At 66.4% G+C, this 20511-nt stretch carries 19 protein-coding genes and 1 pseudogene; 6 read left to right on the top strand and 14 right to left on the bottom strand.

Annotated elements, in window-relative coordinates:
- The first annotated feature begins 1 nt into the window (after position 1).
- The 4 genes and pseudogenes from recJ (at position 2) to LGN10_RS21915 (ending at position 5630) form a co-directional block, all read left to right on the top strand.
- Positions 2-1697, top strand: a pseudogene (recJ, locus tag LGN10_RS21930) (single-stranded-DNA-specific exonuclease RecJ).
- A gap of 151 nt (positions 1698-1848) precedes the next feature.
- A protein-coding gene (prfB, locus tag LGN10_RS21925; RefSeq protein ID WP_099316561.1) for a peptide chain release factor 2 occupies positions 1849-2953 on the top strand; the annotation gives its coding sequence in 2 pieces (ribosomal slippage) (positions 1849-1929 and positions 1931-2953; 1104 coding nt in all).
- Positions 2954-3027: 74 nt separating this feature from the next.
- Complete coding sequence (lysS, locus tag LGN10_RS21920) at positions 3028-4554, top strand: lysine--tRNA ligase (protein WP_006478395.1); 1527 nt, start codon at positions 3028-3030, stop codon at positions 4552-4554.
- A gap of 347 nt (positions 4555-4901) precedes the next feature.
- The gene (locus LGN10_RS21915; RefSeq protein ID WP_124658713.1) at positions 4902-5630 is read left to right on the top strand and encodes a glycine zipper 2TM domain-containing protein; all 729 of its coding nucleotides are present in this window, start codon (positions 4902-4904) and stop codon (positions 5628-5630) included.
- A 155-nt stretch (positions 5631-5785) separates the two neighbouring features.
- Here LGN10_RS21915 and iscX read toward each other — a convergent pair whose 3' ends face one another.
- The 12 genes from iscX to LGN10_RS21855 all read right to left on the bottom strand — a co-directional run bounded on the left by iscX (position 5786) and on the right by LGN10_RS21855 (position 14908).
- Positions 5786-5995, bottom strand: coding sequence for a Fe-S cluster assembly protein IscX (iscX, locus tag LGN10_RS21910; protein WP_059583326.1), 210 nt, complete (start codon positions 5993-5995; stop codon positions 5786-5788).
- Positions 5996-6014: 19 nt separating this feature from the next.
- Positions 6015-6356 (bottom strand): ISC system 2Fe-2S type ferredoxin, encoded by a 342-nt coding sequence (fdx, locus tag LGN10_RS21905; RefSeq protein ID WP_059583325.1) that lies wholly within the window; start codon positions 6354-6356, stop codon positions 6015-6017.
- A gap of 88 nt (positions 6357-6444) precedes the next feature.
- Positions 6445-8313 (bottom strand): Fe-S protein assembly chaperone HscA, encoded by a 1869-nt coding sequence (hscA, locus tag LGN10_RS21900; RefSeq protein WP_226225017.1) that lies wholly within the window; start codon positions 8311-8313, stop codon positions 6445-6447.
- A 54-nt stretch (positions 8314-8367) separates the two neighbouring features.
- A complete protein-coding gene (gene hscB, locus LGN10_RS21895; RefSeq protein ID WP_006491598.1) occupies positions 8368-8895 on the bottom strand; it encodes a Fe-S protein assembly co-chaperone HscB in 528 nt (175 codons plus the stop codon).
- A 96-nt stretch (positions 8896-8991) separates the two neighbouring features.
- Complete coding sequence (gene iscA, locus LGN10_RS21890) at positions 8992-9315, bottom strand: iron-sulfur cluster assembly protein IscA (protein WP_011885413.1); 324 nt, start codon at positions 9313-9315, stop codon at positions 8992-8994.
- A gap of 62 nt (positions 9316-9377) precedes the next feature.
- Positions 9378-9785 (bottom strand): Fe-S cluster assembly scaffold IscU, encoded by a 408-nt coding sequence (gene iscU, locus LGN10_RS21885; protein ID WP_006478389.1) that lies wholly within the window; start codon positions 9783-9785, stop codon positions 9378-9380.
- A gap of 67 nt (positions 9786-9852) precedes the next feature.
- On the bottom strand, positions 9853-11076 hold the full coding sequence (locus LGN10_RS21880; RefSeq protein WP_059583323.1) for an IscS subfamily cysteine desulfurase: 1224 nt from the start codon (positions 11074-11076) through the stop codon (positions 9853-9855).
- A gap of 65 nt (positions 11077-11141) precedes the next feature.
- Complete coding sequence (iscR, locus tag LGN10_RS21875; RefSeq protein ID WP_006401955.1) at positions 11142-11681, bottom strand: Fe-S cluster assembly transcriptional regulator IscR; 540 nt, start codon at positions 11679-11681, stop codon at positions 11142-11144.
- 117 nt (positions 11682-11798) lie between these two features.
- Positions 11799-12281 carry a low molecular weight protein-tyrosine-phosphatase gene (locus tag LGN10_RS21870; RefSeq protein WP_226225016.1) on the bottom strand — a complete coding sequence of 161 codons (483 nt, stop codon included), beginning with the start codon at positions 12279-12281 and terminating at the stop codon, positions 11799-11801.
- A gap of 102 nt (positions 12282-12383) precedes the next feature.
- Positions 12384-12611 carry a hypothetical protein gene (locus tag LGN10_RS21865; RefSeq protein WP_226225015.1) on the bottom strand — a complete coding sequence of 76 codons (228 nt, stop codon included), beginning with the start codon at positions 12609-12611 and terminating at the stop codon, positions 12384-12386.
- Between the two features lie 128 nt (positions 12612-12739).
- Complete coding sequence (locus LGN10_RS21860) at positions 12740-14152, bottom strand: lactate utilization protein B (RefSeq protein WP_226225014.1); 1413 nt, start codon at positions 14150-14152, stop codon at positions 12740-12742.
- Between the two features lie 33 nt (positions 14153-14185).
- Positions 14186-14908 (bottom strand): (Fe-S)-binding protein, encoded by a 723-nt coding sequence (locus LGN10_RS21855; RefSeq protein WP_124658711.1) that lies wholly within the window; start codon positions 14906-14908, stop codon positions 14186-14188.
- A 184-nt stretch (positions 14909-15092) separates the two neighbouring features.
- Here LGN10_RS21855 and LGN10_RS21850 point away from each other — a divergent pair, with 184 nt between their 5' ends.
- Positions 15093-15902: an IclR family transcriptional regulator gene (locus LGN10_RS21850; protein ID WP_006478384.1), complete on the top strand. Its 810-nt coding sequence runs from the start codon at positions 15093-15095 to the stop codon at positions 15900-15902.
- Positions 15903-16018: 116 nt separating this feature from the next.
- On the opposite strand, the gene pbpG is transcribed toward LGN10_RS21850, so the two are convergent.
- Entirely contained in the window at positions 16019-17185 is a 1167-nt protein-coding gene (gene pbpG, locus LGN10_RS21845) for a D-alanyl-D-alanine endopeptidase (protein ID WP_059583315.1), read from the bottom strand.
- 654 nt (positions 17186-17839) lie between these two features.
- Between pbpG and LGN10_RS21840 the strand changes: the two genes are divergently transcribed.
- Positions 17840-18406 carry a phasin family protein gene (locus tag LGN10_RS21840; RefSeq protein ID WP_034188948.1) on the top strand — a complete coding sequence of 189 codons (567 nt, stop codon included), beginning with the start codon at positions 17840-17842 and terminating at the stop codon, positions 18404-18406.
- Positions 18407-18597: 191 nt separating this feature from the next.
- Here the strand turns inward: LGN10_RS21840 and lpdA are convergent, their stop codons facing one another.
- A complete protein-coding gene (gene lpdA, locus LGN10_RS21835) occupies positions 18598-20364 on the bottom strand; it encodes a dihydrolipoyl dehydrogenase (protein WP_226225013.1) in 1767 nt (588 codons plus the stop codon).
- Positions 20365-20511: the final 147 nt, after the last annotated feature.

Below are 20511 nucleotides of genomic sequence, written 5' to 3'. Positions count from 1 at the left end.
TATGACCCGGATCGTTACCCGCCCCGTCGCGCCCGCCGACGCCGAAGTGCTCGCGCGCCACGGCCTGCACCCCGTCCTCGCGCGCCTGTACGCGTCGCGCGGCGTGCAGTCGCCCGCCGACATCGAGACCGCGCTCGCGCGCCTCGTTCCGCCCACCGAGCTGAAAGGCTGCGCCGAGGCGGCAACGCTGCTCGCCGACGCGATTGCCGACAAGCGGCGCCTGCTCGTCGTCGCCGACTACGACTGCGACGGCGCGACTGCCTGCGCGGTCGCGGTGCGCGGCCTGCGGATGTTCGGCGCGCAGATCGACTACCTGGTGCCGAACCGCTTCGAATACGGCTACGGCCTCACGCCGGAGATCGTCGAACTCGCGGCCGCGCGCAAGCCCGACCTGCTGATCACCGTCGACAACGGGATCGCGAGCGTCGCCGGCGTCGAAGCCGCGAACGCGCGCGGCATCGACGTGCTCGTGACCGACCACCACCTGCCCGGCGACGCGCTGCCCGCCGCGCGCGCGATCGTCAACCCGAACCAGCCCGGCTGCGCGTTCCCGAGCAAGCACCTCGCCGGCGTCGGCGTGATGTTCTACGTGCTGCTCGCGCTGCGCGCCGAGCTGCGCCGCCGCGGCGCGTTCGCGAGCAAGGAAGCCGAGCCGCGTCTCGACGGCCTGCTCGACCTCGTCGCGCTCGGCACCGTCGCCGACGTCGTGCGGCTCGACGGCAACAACCGCGTGCTCGTGGCGCAGGGCCTGCAGCGCATCCGCAACGGCCGCATGCAGCCGGGCGTCGCCGCGCTGTTCCGCGCCGCCGCGCGCGAAGCGCGCACCGCGTCGGGCTTCGATCTCGGCTTCGGCCTCGGTCCACGCCTGAACGCGGCCGGCCGGCTGTCCGACATGTCGCTCGGCATCGAGTGCCTGATCACCGACGACATCGGCCGCGCGTGGGATCTCGCGCAGCAGCTCGACGTGATGAACCGCGAACGTCGCGAGATCGAGGCCGGCATGCAGCAGCAGGCGCTCGCCGATCTCGCCGACGTCGATCCGGCCGACGCGTGCACGATCACGCTGTTCAATCCCGCGTGGCACCAGGGCGTGATCGGCATCGTCGCCGGCCGGCTCAAGGAGAAATTCCACCGTCCGTCGTTCACGTTCGCGCACGCCAACGACGAAGGCCGGCGCGTCAAGGGTTCCGGCCGGTCGATCGCGGGCTTCCACCTGCGCGACGCGCTCGATCTCGTGTCGAAACGCGAACCGGACCTGATCGTCGCGTTCGGCGGCCATGCGATGGCGGCCGGCCTCACGCTCGACACCGAAAACGTGCCGCGCTTCGCGGCCGCGTTCGAGGCCGTCGCGCGCGAATGGCTGTCCGACGACGCGCTGGCCCGCGTGATCGAGACCGACGGCGAGCTCGAGGATGCGTACTTCACGCCGCAGTTCGTCGGCCTGCTCGACGAAGCCGTGTGGGGGCAAGGGTTTCCGGCCCCGCTTTTCTCGGGCGAATTCGACGTCGTGTCGCAGTCGCTCGTGAAGGAAAAGCACCTGAAGCTGCAGCTCGCGCGCGGCCGCCAGCGCTTCAACGCGATCTGGTTCAACCATACCGAGCCGCTGCCGGCGCGCGCTGGTCGCGTACCGGCTCGTCGCCGATACGTGGAACGGCGTCACGCGCGTGCAGCTGGTCGTCGAACACGCGGCCGGCTGAGCCGGCGACCGTCCCGCGACGCGCCGCCGCACGCTCGCGCGCCGCGTTGGACGGGCCCTCCATGCATGCGCGAGCACCGTTTGCGTCACCGGGCAAGTTTGCCGATCGGCTATAATTCCGCTTTTTTACGAAGCCGGAACAGCGAACGATCATGGAAGCGGAACGTCTCAACGCGATCGAAAGCTCCCTGCTCGACCTGCGCAATCGCGCGGGCGAGCTTCGGGGGTATCTTTGACTACGACGCCAAAGCTGCGCGTCTGACCGAAGTCAACAAGGCACTCGAAGACCCGAACGTCTGGAACGATTCGAAGAACGCCCAGGCGCTCGGCCGCGAGAAGAAACTGCTCGAAGGCGTCGTCATGACGCTCACCGCGCTCGATAGCGACCTGCGCGACGCGCTCGACCTGTTCGAGCTGGCACGCGAGGAAGGCGACGAGGACACGCTTCTCGCGTCGGAAGAAGACGCCGCGAAGCTCGAGGCGCGCGTCGGCGACATCGAGTTCCGCCGGATGTTCTCGAACCCGGCCGATCCGAACAACTGCTTCATCGACATCCAGGCCGGCGCCGGCGGGACCGAGGCGTGCGACTGGGCGTCGATGCTGCTGCGCCAGTACCTGCGCTACTGCGAACGCAAGGGCTTCAAGGCCGAAGTGCTCGAAGAGTCCGACGGCGACGTCGCCGGCATCAAGAACGCGACGGTCAAGGTCACGGGCGAATACGCGTACGGCTTCCTGCGCACCGAAACGGGCATCCACCGCCTCGTGCGCAAGTCGCCGTTCGACTCGTCGGGCGGCCGCCATACGTCGTTCTCGTCGGTGTTCGTCTATCCGGAAATCGACGACTCGATCGAAGTCGAGATCAACCCGGCCGACCTGCGCATCGACACGTACCGTGCATCGGGCGCGGGCGGCCAGCACATCAACAAGACCGACTCCGCGGTGCGGATCACGCACATGCCGACCGGCATCGTCGTGCAGTGCCAGAACGACCGCTCGCAGCACCGCAACCGAGCGGAAGCGATGGCGATGCTGAAGTCGCGCCTGTACGAAGTCGAAATGCGCAAGCGCCAGGCCGAACAGGACAAGCTCGAATCGAGCAAGACCGATGTGGGCTGGGGCCACCAGATCCGCTCGTACGTGCTCGACCAGAGCCGCGTGAAGGATCTGCGTACGAACGTCGAAATGAGCAACACGCGTGCGGTGCTCGACGGCGACCTCGACGACTTCATCAGCGCGAGCCTCAAACAGGGCGTGTAAGCGCCGCGGCGCGGCCTGCCCCGCGCCGCCCTTTCCGTTTGCGTTGCCGCCCCCCACTCCGAATTCCGACCATCATGACCGAACCGACCCAAACGCAGCCCGCCGTCACGGCGGACGAAAACCAGATCATCGCCGAGCGCCGCGAGAAGCTGCGCGCGTTGCGCGAGCAAGGCGTCGCCTATCCGAACGACTTCCGGCCCGAGCACCACGCAGCCGACCTGCAGGCGAAATTCGCCGATTCGGACAAGGCCGCGCTCGAAGCGAACCCGGTCGAGGTGTCGGTGGCCGGCCGCATGATGCTCAAGCGCGTGATGGGCAAGGCGAGCTTCGCGACGGTGCAGGACGGCTCGGGCCAGATCCAGTTCTTCGTGACGCCGAACGACGTCGGCGCCGACACCTACGACGCGTTCAAGAAGTGGGACCTCGGCGACATCGTCGCCGCGCGCGGCGTGCTGTTCCGCACCAACAAGGGCGAGCTGTCGGTCCAGTGCAAGGAGCTGCGCCTGCTGTCGAAGGCGCTGCGTCCGCTGCCGGACAAGTTCCACGGCCTGTCCGACCAGGAAATGCGCTACCGCCAGCGCTACGTCGACCTGATCGTCACGCCGGAAACGCGCGACACGTTCCGCGCCCGCACGAAGACGATCGCGTCGATCCGCAAGTTCATGGACAACGCCGACTTCATGGAAGTCGAGACGCCGATGCTGCACCCGATCCCGGGCGGCGCGGCCGCGAAGCCGTTCGTCACGCATCACAATGCGCTCGACATGCAGATGTTCCTGCGCATCGCGCCGGAGCTGTACCTGAAGCGCCTGATCGTCGGCGGCTTCGAACGCGTGTTCGAGATCAACCGCAATTTCCGGAATGAAGGCGTGTCGCCGCGGCACAACCCGGAATTCACGATGATGGAGTTCTACGCCGCGTACACCGACTACCGCTGGCTGATGGACTTCACCGAGCAACTGATCCGCCAGGCGGCGATCGACGCGCTCGGCACCGCGACGATCCAGTATCAGGGCCGCGAACTCGACCTCGCGAAGCCGTTCCATCGCCTGACGATCACGCAGGCGATCCAGAAGTACGCACCGGACTACACCGACGGCCAGTTGTCGGACGACGCGTTCCTGCGCACCGAGCTGAAGCGCTTCGGCGTCGATGTGTCGCAGCCGGCGTTCCTGAACGCGGGCATCGGCGCGCTGCAGCTCGCGCTGTTCGAGGAAACGGCCGAAGCGCAGCTGTGGGAACCGACGTTCATCATCGACTACCCGGTCGAGGTGTCGCCGCTCGCACGCGCATCGGATACTGTGCCGGGCATCACCGAGCGTTTCGAGCTGTTCATGACCGGCCGCGAGATCGCGAACGGCTTCTCGGAGCTGAACGATCCGGAAGACCAGGCCGCGCGCTTCAAGAAGCAGGTCGAGCAGAAGGATGCAGGCGACGAGGAAGCGATGTTCTTCGACGCCGACTACATCCGCGCGCTCGAATACGGGATGCCGCCGACCGGCGGCTGCGGGATCGGCATCGACCGTCTCGTGATGCTGCTGACCGACAGCCCGACGATCCGCGACGTGCTGCTGTTCCCGCATCTGCGCCGCGAGGACTGACAGCCGCAACCGCGTGTGCGCCGCGCCCCGTGGCGCGCACGCGTCGCCTTTGTAACGACGCGTAAATCCCGCCAGCCGGCGTCCGCCGGCCGTCGATCCTCCCCCGTTTTATTCCCTCGTCGCGACGCCCTTCTGCGGGTTTTCCCGGAAACCGCCGCCGACGCCCCGCTGCAATTCGTTACACCTTGATACGGCTCGCACCTGGGCCGTGGACGACACTCCTGTTGCGTCACCACGCATGACCACGGGACCAGAACGAGGCGCAGGAACGCCGAGTCTGATCGCTCCCGAGCGTGGGATCCAGCTCCGGCGCCACGCGCCGATCCGGATCGACATTGGAGAAAAAAATGGACAACCAGAATCAGACCACGCCGCAAAAGCAACGCCTCCACCCGCTGATCGCCACCGCGGCCGGCGCCGTCATCGTCGCCAGCCTCGCGGCGACGGCAGCGATCACGGGCGTCTTCCCGAAAGCCACCAGCAGCAGCGAACAGAACGGCCAGACCCAGGCCGCGCTGATCGCGTCGCAGCCGGCGGTCGATACGGCCGCGGCCGCCAGCGCCGCGCTGGCCGCGCAAGCGCAACGACAGGCCGCGGAACAGGCCGCCGCGCAGCAGAAGGCCGCCGTCGCGCAGGCCGAGCCGAAGCCCGCGCCGCGCCCGGCTGCGCCGCACCGCCGTCACACGACCGCCCCGCAGCCGCCGCAATATGCGCAGCAGCCGTCGGCGCCTGCGCAAACCTACTGCCAGAGTTGCGGCACGGTCGTCTCGATCACGCAAACGCGCACGCCGGGTCAGAGCTCGGGCATCGGCGCCGTGGGCGGCGCGGCGGCCGGCGGCCTGCTCGGCAACCAGTTCGGCCACGGCAACGGTCGCACCGCGATGACGATCATCGGCGCGCTGGGCGGCGGTCTCGCCGGCAACCAGGTCGAGAAACAGGTCCGCGCGGAAACCGACTATCAGGTGCAAGTGCAGATGGAAAGCGGCGCGATGCGCACGTTCACGTATCGCAACCCGCCGCCGTTCGGCCAGGGCCAGCGCGTGCGGATCGAGAACGGCACGCTGGTCGGCGCGTAAGCTCCCGATCGCGTCATCGCCGGCGTCGCTGCCCCCGCGTCGTGCGCGGGCACTTCGCCCAAAACGAAAACGGCTCGCGAGCAGGCGCTCACGAGCCGTTTTTTCATGGGCGCGGCGTACACCATTGCAGCGTACGCCGTGGCCGGCCGCGTCGGTCAGTCCTCGTCGTCGAAGTCGGATTCGTCGATCCAGTGCGCCTGGATCGCCTCGAGGATCTTCTCGCCCGAGTGCGCCGGATCGTCGTCGAAGCCGTCGAGCTCGAGCACCCATTGGCGCAGGTCGACGAAGTTGATCCGCTGCGGGTCGATGTCCGGGTGCTTGTCCGCCAGCGCAATGGCTATTTCACGCGAATCGGTCCATTTCATCGCCTGCCTCCGGTTTCGGTCAGTGATTTTCCTTCGCGTGGTTGATCGAGTACTTCGGAATCTCGACCACCAGGTCCGAATCTTCCTTCACGATCGCCTGGCACGACAGGCGCGACGTCGGCTCGAGGCCCCACGCCTTGTCCAGCAGATCGTCCTCGTCCTCCTCGGACGGCGCGAGATCGTTGAAGCCTTCGCGGATCACCACGTGGCACGTCGTGCATGCGCACGACTTCTCGCATGCATGCTCGATCTCGATCCCGTTGTCGAGCAGGTTGTCGCAGATACTCTTGCCGGGCGTCGCGTCGATCACCGCGCCATCCGGGCACAGTTCGACGTGAGGCAGCACCACCAGTTGAGGCATGTCCGTTCCGTCAGTCAGGGTGCGGCGCCAGGCGCCGCGTGGTTCATTAGCGCGCGGGCCGTTGCCGGCCGATGCGCGGTTCGTGGGTTCAGATCTCGTCGAGCCGGCGGCCCGACAGCGCGCGCTTGATGCTCTTGTCCATCCGGCGCGCCGCGAATTCGTCGGTACCGTCGGCCAGCGCCTTGGTCGCCGCTTCGATCGCATTCGTATCGTCGCCCTGCGCGACCGCGCGCAGGGCGGCAGCCAGCGCGTCGACCTGCGCGCGTTCGCCGGCATCGAGCAGTTCACCGTCGGCCGCCAGCGCGGCCTGCGTCGCCTCGAGCATCCGCTCGGCCTCGACCTGCGCTTCGCGCAGCGCACGGGCGCGCATGTCGATTTCGGCGGTCTTGAAACTGTCTTCCAGCATCTTCGCGATGTCGTCGTCGGCGAGGCCGTACGACGGCTTCACGACGACCGATGCCTCGACGCCCGACAACTGCTCGCGCGCAAACACCGACAACAGGCCGTCCGCGTCGACCTGATAGGTCACGCGAATGCGTGCGGCGCCCGCCGTCATCGGCGGAATGCCGCGCAGCTCGAAGCGCGCGAGCGACCGGCAGTCGGCGACGAGCTCGCGCTCGCCCTGCACGACGTGGATCGCCATCGCGGTCTGGCCGTCCTTGAAGGTCGTGAATTCCTGCGCACGCGCGATCGGAATCGTCGAGTTGCGCGGAATGATCTTCTCGACGAGGCCGCCCATCGTCTCGACACCGAGCGACAGCGGAATCACGTCGAGCAGCAGCCAGTCGTCGCCGGTGCCGCGATTGCCCGCGAGCAGATCGGCCTGGATCGCCGCGCCGAGCGCGACGACCTGATCCGGATCGAGGTTCACGAGCGGCGGCTGGCCGAAATACTTCGCGACCGCGTCGCGGATCACCGGCATGCGCGTCGCGCCGCCGACGAGCACCACGCCCTTGATGTCGGCCGGCGTGACCTGCGCATCGCGCAGCGCCTTGCGGGTCGGCGTGAGCGTACGCTGCACGAGCGGCTCGACGAGCGACGCGAACGTGTCGTGCGAAATCGTCTGCACGAGGTGCGCGCCGCTCGACAGCGTCACGTCGAGCGCCGCCTCGGGCGCGGACGACAGCGCTTCCTTCAGCACGCGCACGCGATCGAGCAGCAAGCGCACGTCCTCGGGCGCGAGCGTCTTCGCGTCGATACCGGCCTGCGCGAGCACGTGATCGAACAGCGCGTGGTCGAAATCGTCGCCGCCGAGCGCGGAATCGCCGCCCGCGGCCAGCACTTCGAACACGCCCTTCGTCAGCTTCAGGATCGACAGGTCGAACGTGCCGCCGCCGAGGTCGTACACCGCGTACAGGCCTTCGGCCGCGTTGTCGAGACCGTAGGCGATCGCCGCGGCGGTCGGTTCGTTCAGCAGGCGCAGCACGTTGAGGCCGGCGAGGCGCGCGGCGTCCTTGGTCGCCTGGCGCTGTGCGTCGTCGAAGTAGGCGGGCACCGTGATCACAGCGCCGACCAGTTCGTCGCCGAGCGTGTCTTCCGCGCGATAGCGCAGCGTCGCGAGAATCTCGGCCGACACTTCGACCGGGCTCTTCACGCCGTCGATCGTGCGGATCTGCACCATGCCAGGCGCGTCGACGAATTCGTACGGCGCGTTCGCCGCGCCTTCGACCTCGGCCTTGCCGCGGCCCATGAAGCGCTTGACCGACACGATCGTATTGCGCGGATCGGTCGCGGCCTGCTCCTTCGCTTCGTGGCCGATGCGGCGGCCACCCTTCTCGAGGTAACGGACCACCGACGGCAGCAGCAAGCGGCCGGCTTCGTCCGGCAGGACTTCGGGCACGCTGTTGCGCACGGCGGCGACGAGCGAGTTCGTCGTGCCGAGATCGATCCCGACGGCGAGTCGCCGCTGGTGCGGCGCCGGCGCCATGCCCGGTTCGGAAATTTGCAGTAAAGCCATCTTGGTTCGTTCGGGCGCTCGGCCCGTTTGCTGCGCGTGCCGCAAGGCACGCGGTTAAGTTTCGAGGCGCTCGATCTGCGCGCCCACTTCCGACGCGACCCGTTCGATGAACATCAGCTGACGCACGGCTTCCGCGGCGGCCTGGTCGGCACCGCTGTCGAGCAGCGTGCCGAGGCGCTCGACGCGCACGCGCTTCTCGTCGCGCAACTCGGCGAGCAACGCGTCGAGCGCGTCGACGTTGCGGGCGGCCGCGGCATCCTCGATGCCCTCGCGCCACTCCATCTGCTGCATCAGGAACGCCGGCTCCATCGCCGTGTTGTTTTCCGCGCCGATGTCGACGCCGCGCAGCGACAGCAGATAGGACGCGCGCTTCAGCGGATCACGCAGCGTGCGGTACGCTTCGTTCGCGCGCGTGGCCCATTGCATCGCGATGCGCTTTTGCGCGTCGCCGGCCGCCGCGAAGCGGTCCGGGTGCACCTGCGTCTGCACCGTCCGGTAGGCGGCGTCGAGCGCCGTCTCGTCGAGCGCGAATTGCGCCGGCAGGTGAAACAGGTCGAAATGGCTGTCTTTCAGCGAAACCATCGTCGCGTTCAATTCCGGTTCGTCGCGCGGCAAACGCCGCACATTAAAAAGGCGGCCCGTGCCGCCTCTTGCCCGCATCGCGCGGAGGGAGCCGCGTCACACGCGGAACGATTCCCCGCACCCGCACTCGTCCTTCACGTTCGGGTTGTTGAACTTGAACCCTTCGTTCAGGCCTTCGCGGGCGAAGTCGAGCTCGGTGCCGTCGATATAGGCGAGGCTCTTCGGATCGACGACGACCTTCACGCCATGGCTCTCGAACACCTGATCCTCGGGAGCCAGCTCGTCGACATACTCGAGCTTGTACGCGAGCCCCGAGCACCCGGTCGTGCGAACGCCAAGCCGCAGGCCCACACCCTTGCCGCGACGGACGAGGTATTTCTGGACGTGTTGTGCTGCTTTTTCGGTCAGTGTAATTGCCATGATGTCCTTGCCGCGGGGCGCCTGGACGACGCACCGCGTTCCTTCACAACGCTCGATGCCGCTCAGGCTGCTGCCTGATCGCTTTCCTTGGTGTCGTGGCGCTTCTTGTAGTCGGCCACGGCTGCCTTGATCGCGTCTTCCGCGAGGATCGAGCAGTGAATCTTCACCGGCGGCAGCGCGAGTTCCTCGGCGATCTGCGTGTTCTTGATCGACAGTGCCTCGTCGAGCGTCTTGCCCTTCACCCATTCGGTGACGAGCGAGCTCGATGCGATCGCCGAACCGCAGCCGTAGGTCTTGAACTTCGCGTCTTCGATCACGCCGTCCGCGCCGACGCGGATCTGCAGCTTCATCACGTCGCCGCACGCCGGCGCGCCGACCATGCCCGTGCCGACCGTGTCGTCGTCCTTCGCGAACGAACCGACGTTGCGCGGGTTTTCGTAGTGATCCAGAACCTTGTTGCTGTAAGACATGACTCAGACTCCTTGACTCGTTACGTCTGCGTGCGTCAATCCGCCCGCGGTTGCATTCAATGCGGTATCAGTGCGCGGCCCATTCGATCGTCGACAGATCGATGCCTTCCTGGTGCATTTCCCAGAGCGGCGACAGTTCGCGCAGCTTCGCGATCTTGCTGTTCAGCAGATCGATCACGAAGTCGACTTCCTGCTCCGTCGTGAAGCGGCCGACCGTGAAGCGGATCGAGCTGTGCGCGAGCTCGTCGTTGCGGCCGAGCGCGCGCAGCACGTACGACGGCTCCAGCGACGCCGACGTGCACGCGGAGCCGGACGACACCGCGACGTCCTTGATCGCCATGATCAGCGACTCGCCTTCGACGAAGTTGAAGCTGATGTTCAGGTTGTGCGGGACACGGTGGTCCATGTCGCCGTTCACGTAGGTTTCCTCGATCTGCGACAGGCCGCGCAGCAGCTTGTCGCGCAGCATGCGGATGCGCTCGTTCTCGGTCGCCATTTCCTCGCGCGCGATGCGGAACGCCTCGCCCATGCCGACGATCTGGTGCGTCGGCAGCGTGCCCGAACGCATGCCGCGCTCGTGGCCGCCGCCGTGCATCTGCGCTTCGATGCGCACGCGCGGCTTGCGGCGCACGTACAGCGCGCCGATGCCCTTCGGGCCGTACGTCTTGTGGGCCGAGAACGACATCAGGTCGACCTTCAGCTTCGCGAGGTCGATTTCGACCTTGCCGGTCGACTGCGCGGCATCGACGTGGAACACGATGCCCTTCTCGCGGCAGATTTCGCCGATCGTCTCAATGTCCTGGATCACGCCGATCTCGTTGTTCACGTGCATCACCGACACGAGGATCGTGTCGGGGCGCAACGCGGCCTTGAGCACGTCGAGATCGATCAGGCCGTCTTCCTTCACGTCGAGGTAGGTGACTTCGAAACCGTCGCGCTCGAGCTCGCGGCACGTGTCGAGCACGGCCTTGTGCTCGGTCTTCACCGTGACGATGTGCTTGCCCTTGCCCTTGTAGAAGTTCGCGGCGCCCTTGATCGCGAGGTTGTCCGACTCGGTGGCGCCGGACGTCCAGATGATCTCGCGCGGATCGGCGTTCACGAGTGCGGCCACCTGTTCGCGCGCTTCCTCGACCGCACGCTCCGCGTCCCAGCCATAAGCATGGCTGCGCGACGCCGGGTTGCCGAACTGCTCGCGCAGGTACGGCACCATCTTGTCGACCACGCGCGGATCGACGGGCGTCGTCGCGCTGTAATCCATATAGATGGGCAGGTGGAGAGTCTCTTGGGTCATCTGTCGCTCCGGGTATTCTGTGCAGGGACTATGTGCGTTATGGGGTGTGACGGGCGCCTTCGCGCTCACGAACTCGCGATGTTGAACACCGAATTGGGGCCGAGCGGCATCGTGCGCACGGGCTCGGCCGGTGCGGCGACGGGCTCCGGCGCGCGACGGTCGCGCAGCACCGCAGGGGCGCCCTCGCGTGCGCGCTGCTGATCGACGAGATCCTGAAGCGACACCGAATCGAGGTATTCGACCATTTTCTGGTTCAGCGTCGACCACAGCTCGTGCGTCATGCAATGGCCGTCGGGCTGCTTCGAGCCGTCGCACGTGCCTTTGCCGCCGCACTGCGTGGCGTCGAGCGGTTCATCGACCGCGATGATGATGTCGGCAACGGTGACGTCCTGCGCGCGACGCGCGAGGTTGTAGCCGCCGCCCGGGCCGCGCACGGATTCGACGATTTCATGCCTGCGCAGCTTGCCGAACAGCTGTTCGAGATACGAGAGCGAAATCCGCTGGCGCTGGCTGATGCCTGCAAGCGTCACCGGGCCCTGCTCCTGGCGCAGTGCCAAGTCAATCATCGCCGTGACGGCGAAACGGCCTTTGGTGGTGAGTCTCATGGTGTCTAGGGGACTGCAATCTTGACGATTTTGGTCAAGTATAAATATTTGACGATTTTAGTCAAGTATCCATGTCTTCGACAGGGTATTCGCAGACCGCTGAATTTCCCGTGTCGATCAGCGCGCGGCGCGACTGCGCAGCGTGTCCAGCAGGCCCGCGCACGCGCGCTCGACCTGATCGAGCACCTGTTCGAAGCCCTGCTCGCCGCCGAAATAAGGATCGGCCACCTCGCTCTCGGCCGCGCCCGGCGCGAATTCCATCAGCAGGCGCACCTTGTCGCGATGCGCCGGCGGACAGCGCCGGCGCAATTCCGCGAGGTTGGCTTCGTCCATCGCCAGCAGCAGGTCGAAACGCTCGAAATCCGCCGCGCTCACCTGCCGCGCCCGCAGCGCCGACAGGTCATAGCCGCGGGTGCGGGCCGCCGCCTGCGCGCGCGAGTCGGGCGGCTCGCCGACGTGCCAATCGCCGGTGCCGGCCGAATCGATCGCGATCCGGTCGGCCAGCCCGGCCGCGCCCACCTGGTGGCGCATCACGCCTTCCGCCGTGGGCGAACGGCAGATATTGCCGAGACAGACGAAACAGATCGCTACGCGGGTCATCGCACTATCGGAAAACCGCGGCGAACCGCGTGGGAAGAAGAACACGTCATTATACAAAGGCGCCCGAAATCGCGCCGCCGCGCGAAGCGACGGCGACGTGCCTTACAGCGCCTTGGGCGCAGCGATCACGACGTCGCCGGATGCGGCCGGCAGCGGCTTCGCCGCGTCGTCGATCAGCCCGAACGACACCGCGCGCGCCAGTTCGGCGGACGCCTGATGAGCCGCGAGCGGGCCGCGCGACGGCGCATCGGCCATCGCATGCAGATAGGCAGCCGCCGCCAGCGGAACCACGATTGCCAGCGGCCAGTACATCGATATTGTCTTTTTCATGATGCGTACCTCCTTGACCTCGTACCCCGAAACCCGATTCCGGGGACTACAGCCAAGATTCTATAGATCGCATCTATCGAGATAAATATGCGAATAGCGAACGCACTGTTGCTGCTCACTGAACAGTGTCAGCCGAGGTGGCTTTGCGACGCCGCGTACAGTTCGCGGAACGTGCGCCCGGTCGGTGTGGGCATGTCGCGCGTGTCCATCCAGCCGCCCATCATCGGCAGGCGCCGCAGCATGCCGCCGTTGCCGCCCAGCCGCTCGAGGACGCGCACCGCGAGCTTGGTCGTCAGCGCATACAGCATCGGCCGCCGCGCGAGGAAACCCCACGCGGCGAGCGCCGCCCGCTCGCGCCACGGCCGCAGATGGCGCTCGACCTGCTTCTCGCGCAGCGTGCGCAACAGGTGCGACAACGGAATCCCGACCGGACATACGCTGTCGCATTCGCCGCACAGCGTCGCCGCCTGCGGCAGGTCGAGCGCGCGATCGAGCCCGACGTAGCTCGGCGTCAGCACCGATCCCATCGGCCCCGGATAGACCCAGCCGTACGCATGACCGCCGACCTTCTGGTACACCGGGCAATGGTTCATGCACGCGCCGCAGCGGATGCAGCGGAGCATCTCCTGGAATTCGCCGCCGATCAGGCCCGTGCGGCCGCCGTCGACGAGCACCACATAGTTGTGCTCGGGGCCGTCCTCGTCGCCGGGCCCGCGCGGCCCGGTCAGCAGCGAGAAATAGTTCGACGTCTTCTGCCCGGTCGCGGAACGCGGCAGCAGCCGCATCGCGGTCGCGAGATCATCGAGCGTCGGCAGCACCTTCTCGATGCCCGTCACCGCGACATGCACGCGGGGCATGACCGTGCACATGCCCTCGTTCCCTTCGTTCGTCACGATCGCCACCGAACCCGTCTCGGCGATCACGAAGTTGCCGCCCGTCACGCCCATGTCGGCCGACATGAAATGCGGGCGCAGCACCTCGCGCGCCTCGCGCGTCATGTCCGGAATCTCGGTGAGCCGCTCGCGCCGGTGCGTGCGCGCGAACAGGTCGGCGATCTCGTCCTTGTCCTTGTGCACGACGGGCGCAATGATGTGGCTCGGCGGCTCGTTGTCGTTGATCTGCAGGATGTATTCGCCGAGGTCCGTCTCGATCGACTGCACGCCCATCTCGGCGAGCACCGCGTTCAGCCGCATTTCCTCGGACACCATCGACTTGGTCTTGATGACCTTCTTCACGTCGTGCCGGCGCGCGATGTCGGCCACGAGCCGCGCGGCGTCGGCGGTCGTTTCGGCGAACAGCACCGTCGTGCCGCGCCGCGTCGCCTCGCGCTCGAATGCCTCGAGCCACACGTCGAGATTCTCCAGCGCGCGGTTGCGGCGCGCCTTGAGCGCGGCGCGCGTGGCCGGGAAGTCGATCAGGGTCATCGCGTCGGCGCGGGCGGACACGAACTTCGTCGACAGTTTCTTCAGGTTCTGCTGCAGGCGCTGGTCGGCCAGCTTCTGGCCGGCGCGCGCCTTGAAATGTATCGATTGGACTTGCATCGCGGTATCGGGGAAAGTGAGCGGAACCGGGCGTCAGACGTCGCCCGCCAGCACCTGCGCGACGTGCAGCACGCGCGTGTCGCGGTCGCCGGTGCGGCGCAACCGCCCTTCGATGTTCAACATGCAGCCGAGATCGCCGAGCACGACCGTGCCCGCGCCCGACGCGCGCACGTTCGCGCATTTCTCGTCCGCGATGGCCGCCGAGATGTCCCCGTACTTGACCGCGAACGTGCCGCCGAAGCCGCAACAGTGCTCGCAATCCTTCATCTCGGTCACCGCGACGCCGCGCTGCGCGAGCAGCGCGCGCGGCTGCGCCTTCACGCCGAGCTCGCGCAGGCCCGAGCACGAATCGTGATAGGTGACCGGCCCGGCGAACTCGCCCGGCGCGAGCGACACCTTCGCGACGTTCGCGAGGAAATCGGTCAGTTCGTGGACTTTCTGCTGGAACCGCGTGTAGCGCCCCATCAGTTCGGGATCGTCGCGAAACAGGTCGCCGTAGTGCGCGCGGATCATCCCGCCGCACGAACCCGACGGCACGACGACGTAATCGAACTGCTCGAACTCGCGCAGGGTCTTTTCCGCGAGGTCGCGCGCCAGCGCGCGGTCGCCCGAGTTGTAGGCCGGCTGGCCGCAGCAGGTCTGCGCGGGCGGCACGATCACCTCGTAGCCGGCGTCGCGAATCAGCTTGAGCGCCGAAAAACCGATTTCGGGGCGCATCAGGTCGACCAGGCAGGTCACGAACAAACCGACTCGCATACGTGCTCCTTCGAGAAAACGGCTCTCATTATCCGACGTTTGACCGGCAAGACCAACGCCGGCCCGCGCGCAAGCCCGCGCCGCACGAAACGAGGACTTCCTCGAACGGCGTTCGCTTTTTTCACGATACGAGATACAATCGGTCCAACACCGCCTGACGCGTCAATCGATTCCTCCCCCCGACATGAGCCAACCCACCCCCGATTCAAAAACGTCGATCCAGGTGATCGAACGCATGATGCGGTTGCTGGACGCGCTCGCCGCGCACAGCGACCCCGTCAGCCTGAAGGAACTCGCGCAGCGTACGGAGCTGCACCCGTCGACCGCGCACCGCATCCTCAACGACATGGTGACCTGCCGCCTCGTCGACCGCTCCGATCCCGGCACCTACCGTCTCGGCATGCGGCTGCTCGAGCTCGGCAATCTCGTGAAGGCGCGCCTGTCGGTGCGCGACGCGGCGCTGATGCCGATGCGCGAGCTGCACCGCCTCACCGGGCAGACCGTGAACCTGTCGGTGCGCCAGGGCGACGAGATCGTCTATATCGAGCGCGCGTACTCCGAGCGCTCGGGAATGCAGGTCGTGCGCGCGATCGGCGGCCGCGCGCCGCTGCATCTCACGTCGGTCGGCAAGCTGTTCCTCGCGGCCGACGAGACGTCGCGCGTGCGTGCCTATGCCACGCGCACGGGGCTGTCCGGCCATACGCAGAACAGCATCACCGATATCGCGAAGCTCGAGCGCGAGCTGACGATCGTCCGCCAGCAGTCGTGCGCGCGCGACAACGAGGAGCTCGAACTCGGCGTGCGCTGCATCGCGGCCGGCATCTACGACGATTCCGGGAAGCTCGTTGCCGGCCTGTCGCTGTCGGCGCCGGCCGACCGGCTGCAGGACGCGTGGCTCGGCCAGTTGAGCCGGACGGCGCTCACCATCTCGGAATCGCTCGGCTACCGGCCGGCGCCCGAGAAAGACGTGGACGGGCTGCAGCGGCAGGCGTAAGCGTCGCCGTCGGCCTGGCACCGCACCGGCTCCCGATTCGTCGGACAAAAAAAGCCCCGCGATGGCGGGGCTTCTTCGTTGCGGCGATCGGCATGGCGGCGAACCGCCGTGGACGATCAGGTACCGCCGTTCGGCGTGTTGGCCGCCGTCAGGCGCTCGCCGCCGCCGGCATCGAGCCAGTTGCGCAGGCGCGAGGCGTCGGCGAAGCGCGAGTACTTGCCGAACGAATCGAGCAGCACCATCACCATCGGCCGGCCGTGGATCGTCGCCTGCATCACCAGGCATTCACCCGCTTCGTTGATGAAGCCCGTCTTCTGCAGGCCGATGTCCCACGAGCCGTTGCCGCGGATCAGCGCGTTGGTGCTGTTGTAGACCAGGTTGCGCTTGCCCGTGTACACCTCGTAGGTGCGATCGGTCGAGAACTGACGGATCATCGGATACTGGTACGCCGCATTGACCATCTTCACGAGGTCGCGCGCACTCGACACGTTCGAGCTCGACAGGCCGGTGGAATTCTCGAAGTGCGTGTCGGTCATGCCGAGCGACTTCGCCTTCGCGTTCATCGCCGCGATGAACGCCGGACGGCCGCCCGGGTAGTAACGCGACAGCGCTGCCGCCGCGCGGTTTTCCGACGCCATCAGCGCGATGTGCAGCATGTCCTCGCGCGACAGCACCGAGCCGACCGACAGGCGCGAGCCCGTGCCCTTCTCGTAGTCGCGGTCTTCGTCGGTGACTTCGATCTGGTCGGCCATCGGCGCTTTCGAGTCGAGCACGACCATTGCCGTCATCAGCTTCGAGATCGACGCGATCGGCACGACCGCGTGCGAATTCTTGTCGAACAGCGGCTCGCCGGTATTCTGGTCGACGACGTACGCGACGCTCGAGCGCAGCGCGAGCGCGTCCGGCGTGTCGTGCAGGCCGAACGCCTGGCCGACCGTCGGGCGGCGCGGCTGGAACGCGACCTTGCGCACCGCGCCGCGATGGCCGCCGTGCACGCTGTTCGCCGCGAGCGTCACGCGCTTTCGCGACGCCTTCGCGCGCGGCGCATCGGCCGACGCGACCTTGGCGGATTTGTCGGAGGTCGCCCCGGCCGACTTCTTCTTCGCGGACGAAGCAGGAGCGACGGCCTTTTTCTTGGCGGCTTGGGTCTTCGCAGTGGCGGCGAAGGCGTCAGCAGGCGTGACGGACGCGGTGGTCGCCAGCAACGCGACTGCGACCGACACAGCGGTGCCGAGCGTCATGCTCTGCAACAATCTGCGCGGTGAAAACGATTCGGCTTTCATTGGGGTCTGGACAAAGCGGGCGGGAGGTTTCCGCAAGTGTAGTTAAAGCTTAAAAAAAGAGCAATATTAGGCACTTACCGATCGTCTTTAAACCGGAATGTAAGAGTCGGCCAACCTCTGGCCAATCAACTCTCCCGCTCCCATCGAAAAAATCCATGGGACGCACTGCCCGACAGCGCCCGTCTCCCGATTACCGCACGGTTAATTGAGATAACGTCACTTTGGAGGCGATTTAAAGCGGGGAAACTACGTATCCGGGGCTCGGCGTGCCAAGGGCGCCGGTCTCGACCGTGGCGGCGGCACGTCGCCACGGCACGCGCATCGAAACGGCGCGTTTTTCGACAGGAACAGAAGGATAACGTTCCATGGGCCTGTCAGGTTTACCGGTGCATGATCATGGTGCGGCGCGTTTGCCCCGCCGCCGTGCGCACCATGTGGGAACGCGCCTGAAACCGATTCCGGACGGGCGCGATAACTCGTTGTTTTATCGATAATTTGTCGCGATTGTGCAACGCACAAAAAATGCTTGACATCCGCTTTCTCTGCCCTAAAATAGGCCTCATTGCTGCGTTGCACAAAGCACGCGGCGCCGAAGTTCCCCAGCGTAGTGCCCTTTATCCTGCGATCGACGCGATCGCTTTTCAGGAGCCTGACATGTCCTTGCTGACCCCCGAGCAAATCGCCGCCGCCCAGAAAGCCAACCTCGAAAGCCTGTTCGGTCTGACGACCAAGGCGTTCGAAGGCGTCGAGAAGCTGATCGAACTCAACCTGCAAGTCGTGAAGTCGACGCTGGCCGAAGGCCAGGAAAATGCACAGCGCCTGCTGTCGGTGAAGGACGCGCAGGAACTGATCGCGCTGCAGGCGAGCCTGTCGCAGCCGGTCGCGGAAAAGGTGCTGTCGTACGGCCGTCACCTGTACGAAATCGCATCGTCGACGCAAGCCGAATTCGCGAAGGTTGCCGAAGCGCAATTCGACGAGCAGAACAAGAAGGTCCAGGCGCTCGTCGACAACGTCGCGAAGAACGCCCCGGCTGGTTCGGAAACGGCCGTCGCCGCACTGAAGTCGGCACTGAACGCTGCGAACACCACGTACGAAACGGTTCAGAAGGCCACGAAGCAAGCAGTGGAAATCGCTGAAACGAACTTCAACGCCGCTGCCGCCGTCGCCACGAAGGCTGCCACCGCCGCTGCCGCACGTCGTTCGAGCAAGCCTGCCGCGTAAGCGTCCCCTGCTCCTGAAAGAGCCGCGCGCAGCGCGGCTTTTTCGTTTCCGGCGCCGGAACGTGCGCGGGCGGCAACTGCCCGCCACATTCGAGCCTGTCGCGCGCCGGGCAAATGAAAACGCCGTCGGCCGGATGACCCGGGCGACGGCGTTTTTTCACGGCCGGCGCGTGGCCGGCCGTACCGCTCGCGTTACTTCTTGCGTTGCGGCGGCAGGTCCGTACAGACGCCTTCGTACAGTTCGGCGGCCATGCCGACCGATTCGCCGAGCGTCGGGTGCGGATGGATCGTCTTGCCGATGTCTTCCGCGTCCGCGCCCATCTCGACCGCGAGGCACACTTCGCTGATCAGGTCGCCCGCGTTCAGGCCGACGATGCCGCCGCCGATCACGCGATGGGTTTCCTCGTCGAAGATCAGCTTCGTGAAGCCTTCGTCGCGGCCGTTCGCGATCGCGCGGCCCGACGCGGCCCACGGGAACACGGCCTTGCCGTACTTGATGCCTTCGGCCTTGCACTGGTCTTCCGTCTTGCCGGCCCACGCCACTTCCGGATCGGTGTACGCCACCGACGGGATCTGCAGTGCGTCGAAATACGCCTTCTCGCCGTGCGCGGCTTCCGCGGCGACGTGGCCTTCGTGCACGGCCTTGTGCGCGAGCATCGGCTGGCCGACGATATCGCCGATCGCGAAGATGTGCGGCACGTTCGTGCGCATCTGCTTGTCGACGTCGATGAAGCCGCGATCCGTGACCGCGACGCCGGCCTTGTCGGCGCCGATCTTCTTGCCGTTCGGGCTGCGGCCCACCGCGACGAGCACGAGGTCGTAGCGCTGCGCTTCCGCGGGCGCCTTCTCGCCCTCGAACTTCACGTAGATGCCGTCTTCCTTCGCTTCCGCGCCGACCGTCTTGGTCTTCAGCATCACGTTGCCGAAGCGCTTCGCGTTGTACTTTTCCCAGACCTTCACGAGATCGCGGTCGGCGCCCATCATCAGGCCGTCCATCATTTCGACGACGTCGATCTCCGCGCCGAGCGTCGCGTACACCGTGGCCATTTCGAGGCCGATGATGCCGCCGCCGATCACGAGCATGCGCTTGGGCAACTGGCGCAGTTCGAGCGCGCCCGTCGAATCGACGATGCGCGGGTCTTCCGGCATGAACGGCAGTTTCACCGCTTGCGAGCCGGCGGCAATGATCGCCTGCTTGAACTTGACGACCTTCTTGCCGTTTTCGCCCTGCACTTCCATGTGGAACGGATCGACGAACGCGCCGACGCCGGTGACCACTTCGACCTTGCGCGCCTTCGCCATGCCGGCGAGGCCCGTCGTCAGTTTCTTGACGACGCCGCCCTTGAAGTCGCGCAGTTTGTCGAGATCGACTTGCGGCTTGCCGAACGTGATGCCGTGCGACGCGAGCGCCGCGGCTTCGTCGATGACGAGTGCCGTGTGCAGCAGCGCCTTCGACGGGATGCAGCCGACGTTCAGGCACACGCCGCCGAGCGTCGAATAGCGTTCGACGAGCACGGTCTTCATGCCGAGATCGGCGGCGCGGAACGCGGCCGAGTAGCCGCCGGGGCCGGCGCCGAGCACGAGCATGTCGCACTCGATGTCGGCGGCACCTGCGTAGCTGCCGGCTTGCGGCGCGGGTGCCGGCGTGGCTGCGGCCGGCGCCGGTGCGGCGGCTGCGGGCTTCGGCGCTTCGGGTGCTTTCGCGGGAGCGGCTGCGCCTGCCGATGCTTCGACGATGGCGATGATGGTGCCTTGCGAGACTTTCTCGCCGGCTTTGACCTTGACTTCCTTGACGGTGCCGGCGACGTCGCTGGGCACTTCCATGGAGGCTTTATCGGATTCGAGCGTGATGAGGGTTTGTTCTTTTTCGATCACGTCGCCGGGTTTGACGTTGACTTCGATGACATCGACGCCGCTGAAATCGCCGATATCCGGAACCTTGACTTCGATGAGACTCATGACTGTCCCCTTCTTGATTGACTGCGGAGAGAGAGGGAGGGGCTGGCGAAAAAGCGGAACCTGACGCCATGCGGCCTGACAAGAGCACGGGACGTTGGGCAGGACCACCTTTGCCGTCCGCCCAAGGACGCGCCTTTCTTTTGGTTA

It is taken from the genome of Burkholderia sp. AU32262 (assembly GCF_020419985.1).
Taxonomy (GTDB): domain Bacteria; phylum Pseudomonadota; class Gammaproteobacteria; order Burkholderiales; family Burkholderiaceae; genus Burkholderia; species Burkholderia semiarida.
The sequence above is the reverse complement of the archived record's forward strand: the minus strand, read 5'-3'. Positions and strand labels throughout refer to the sequence as shown.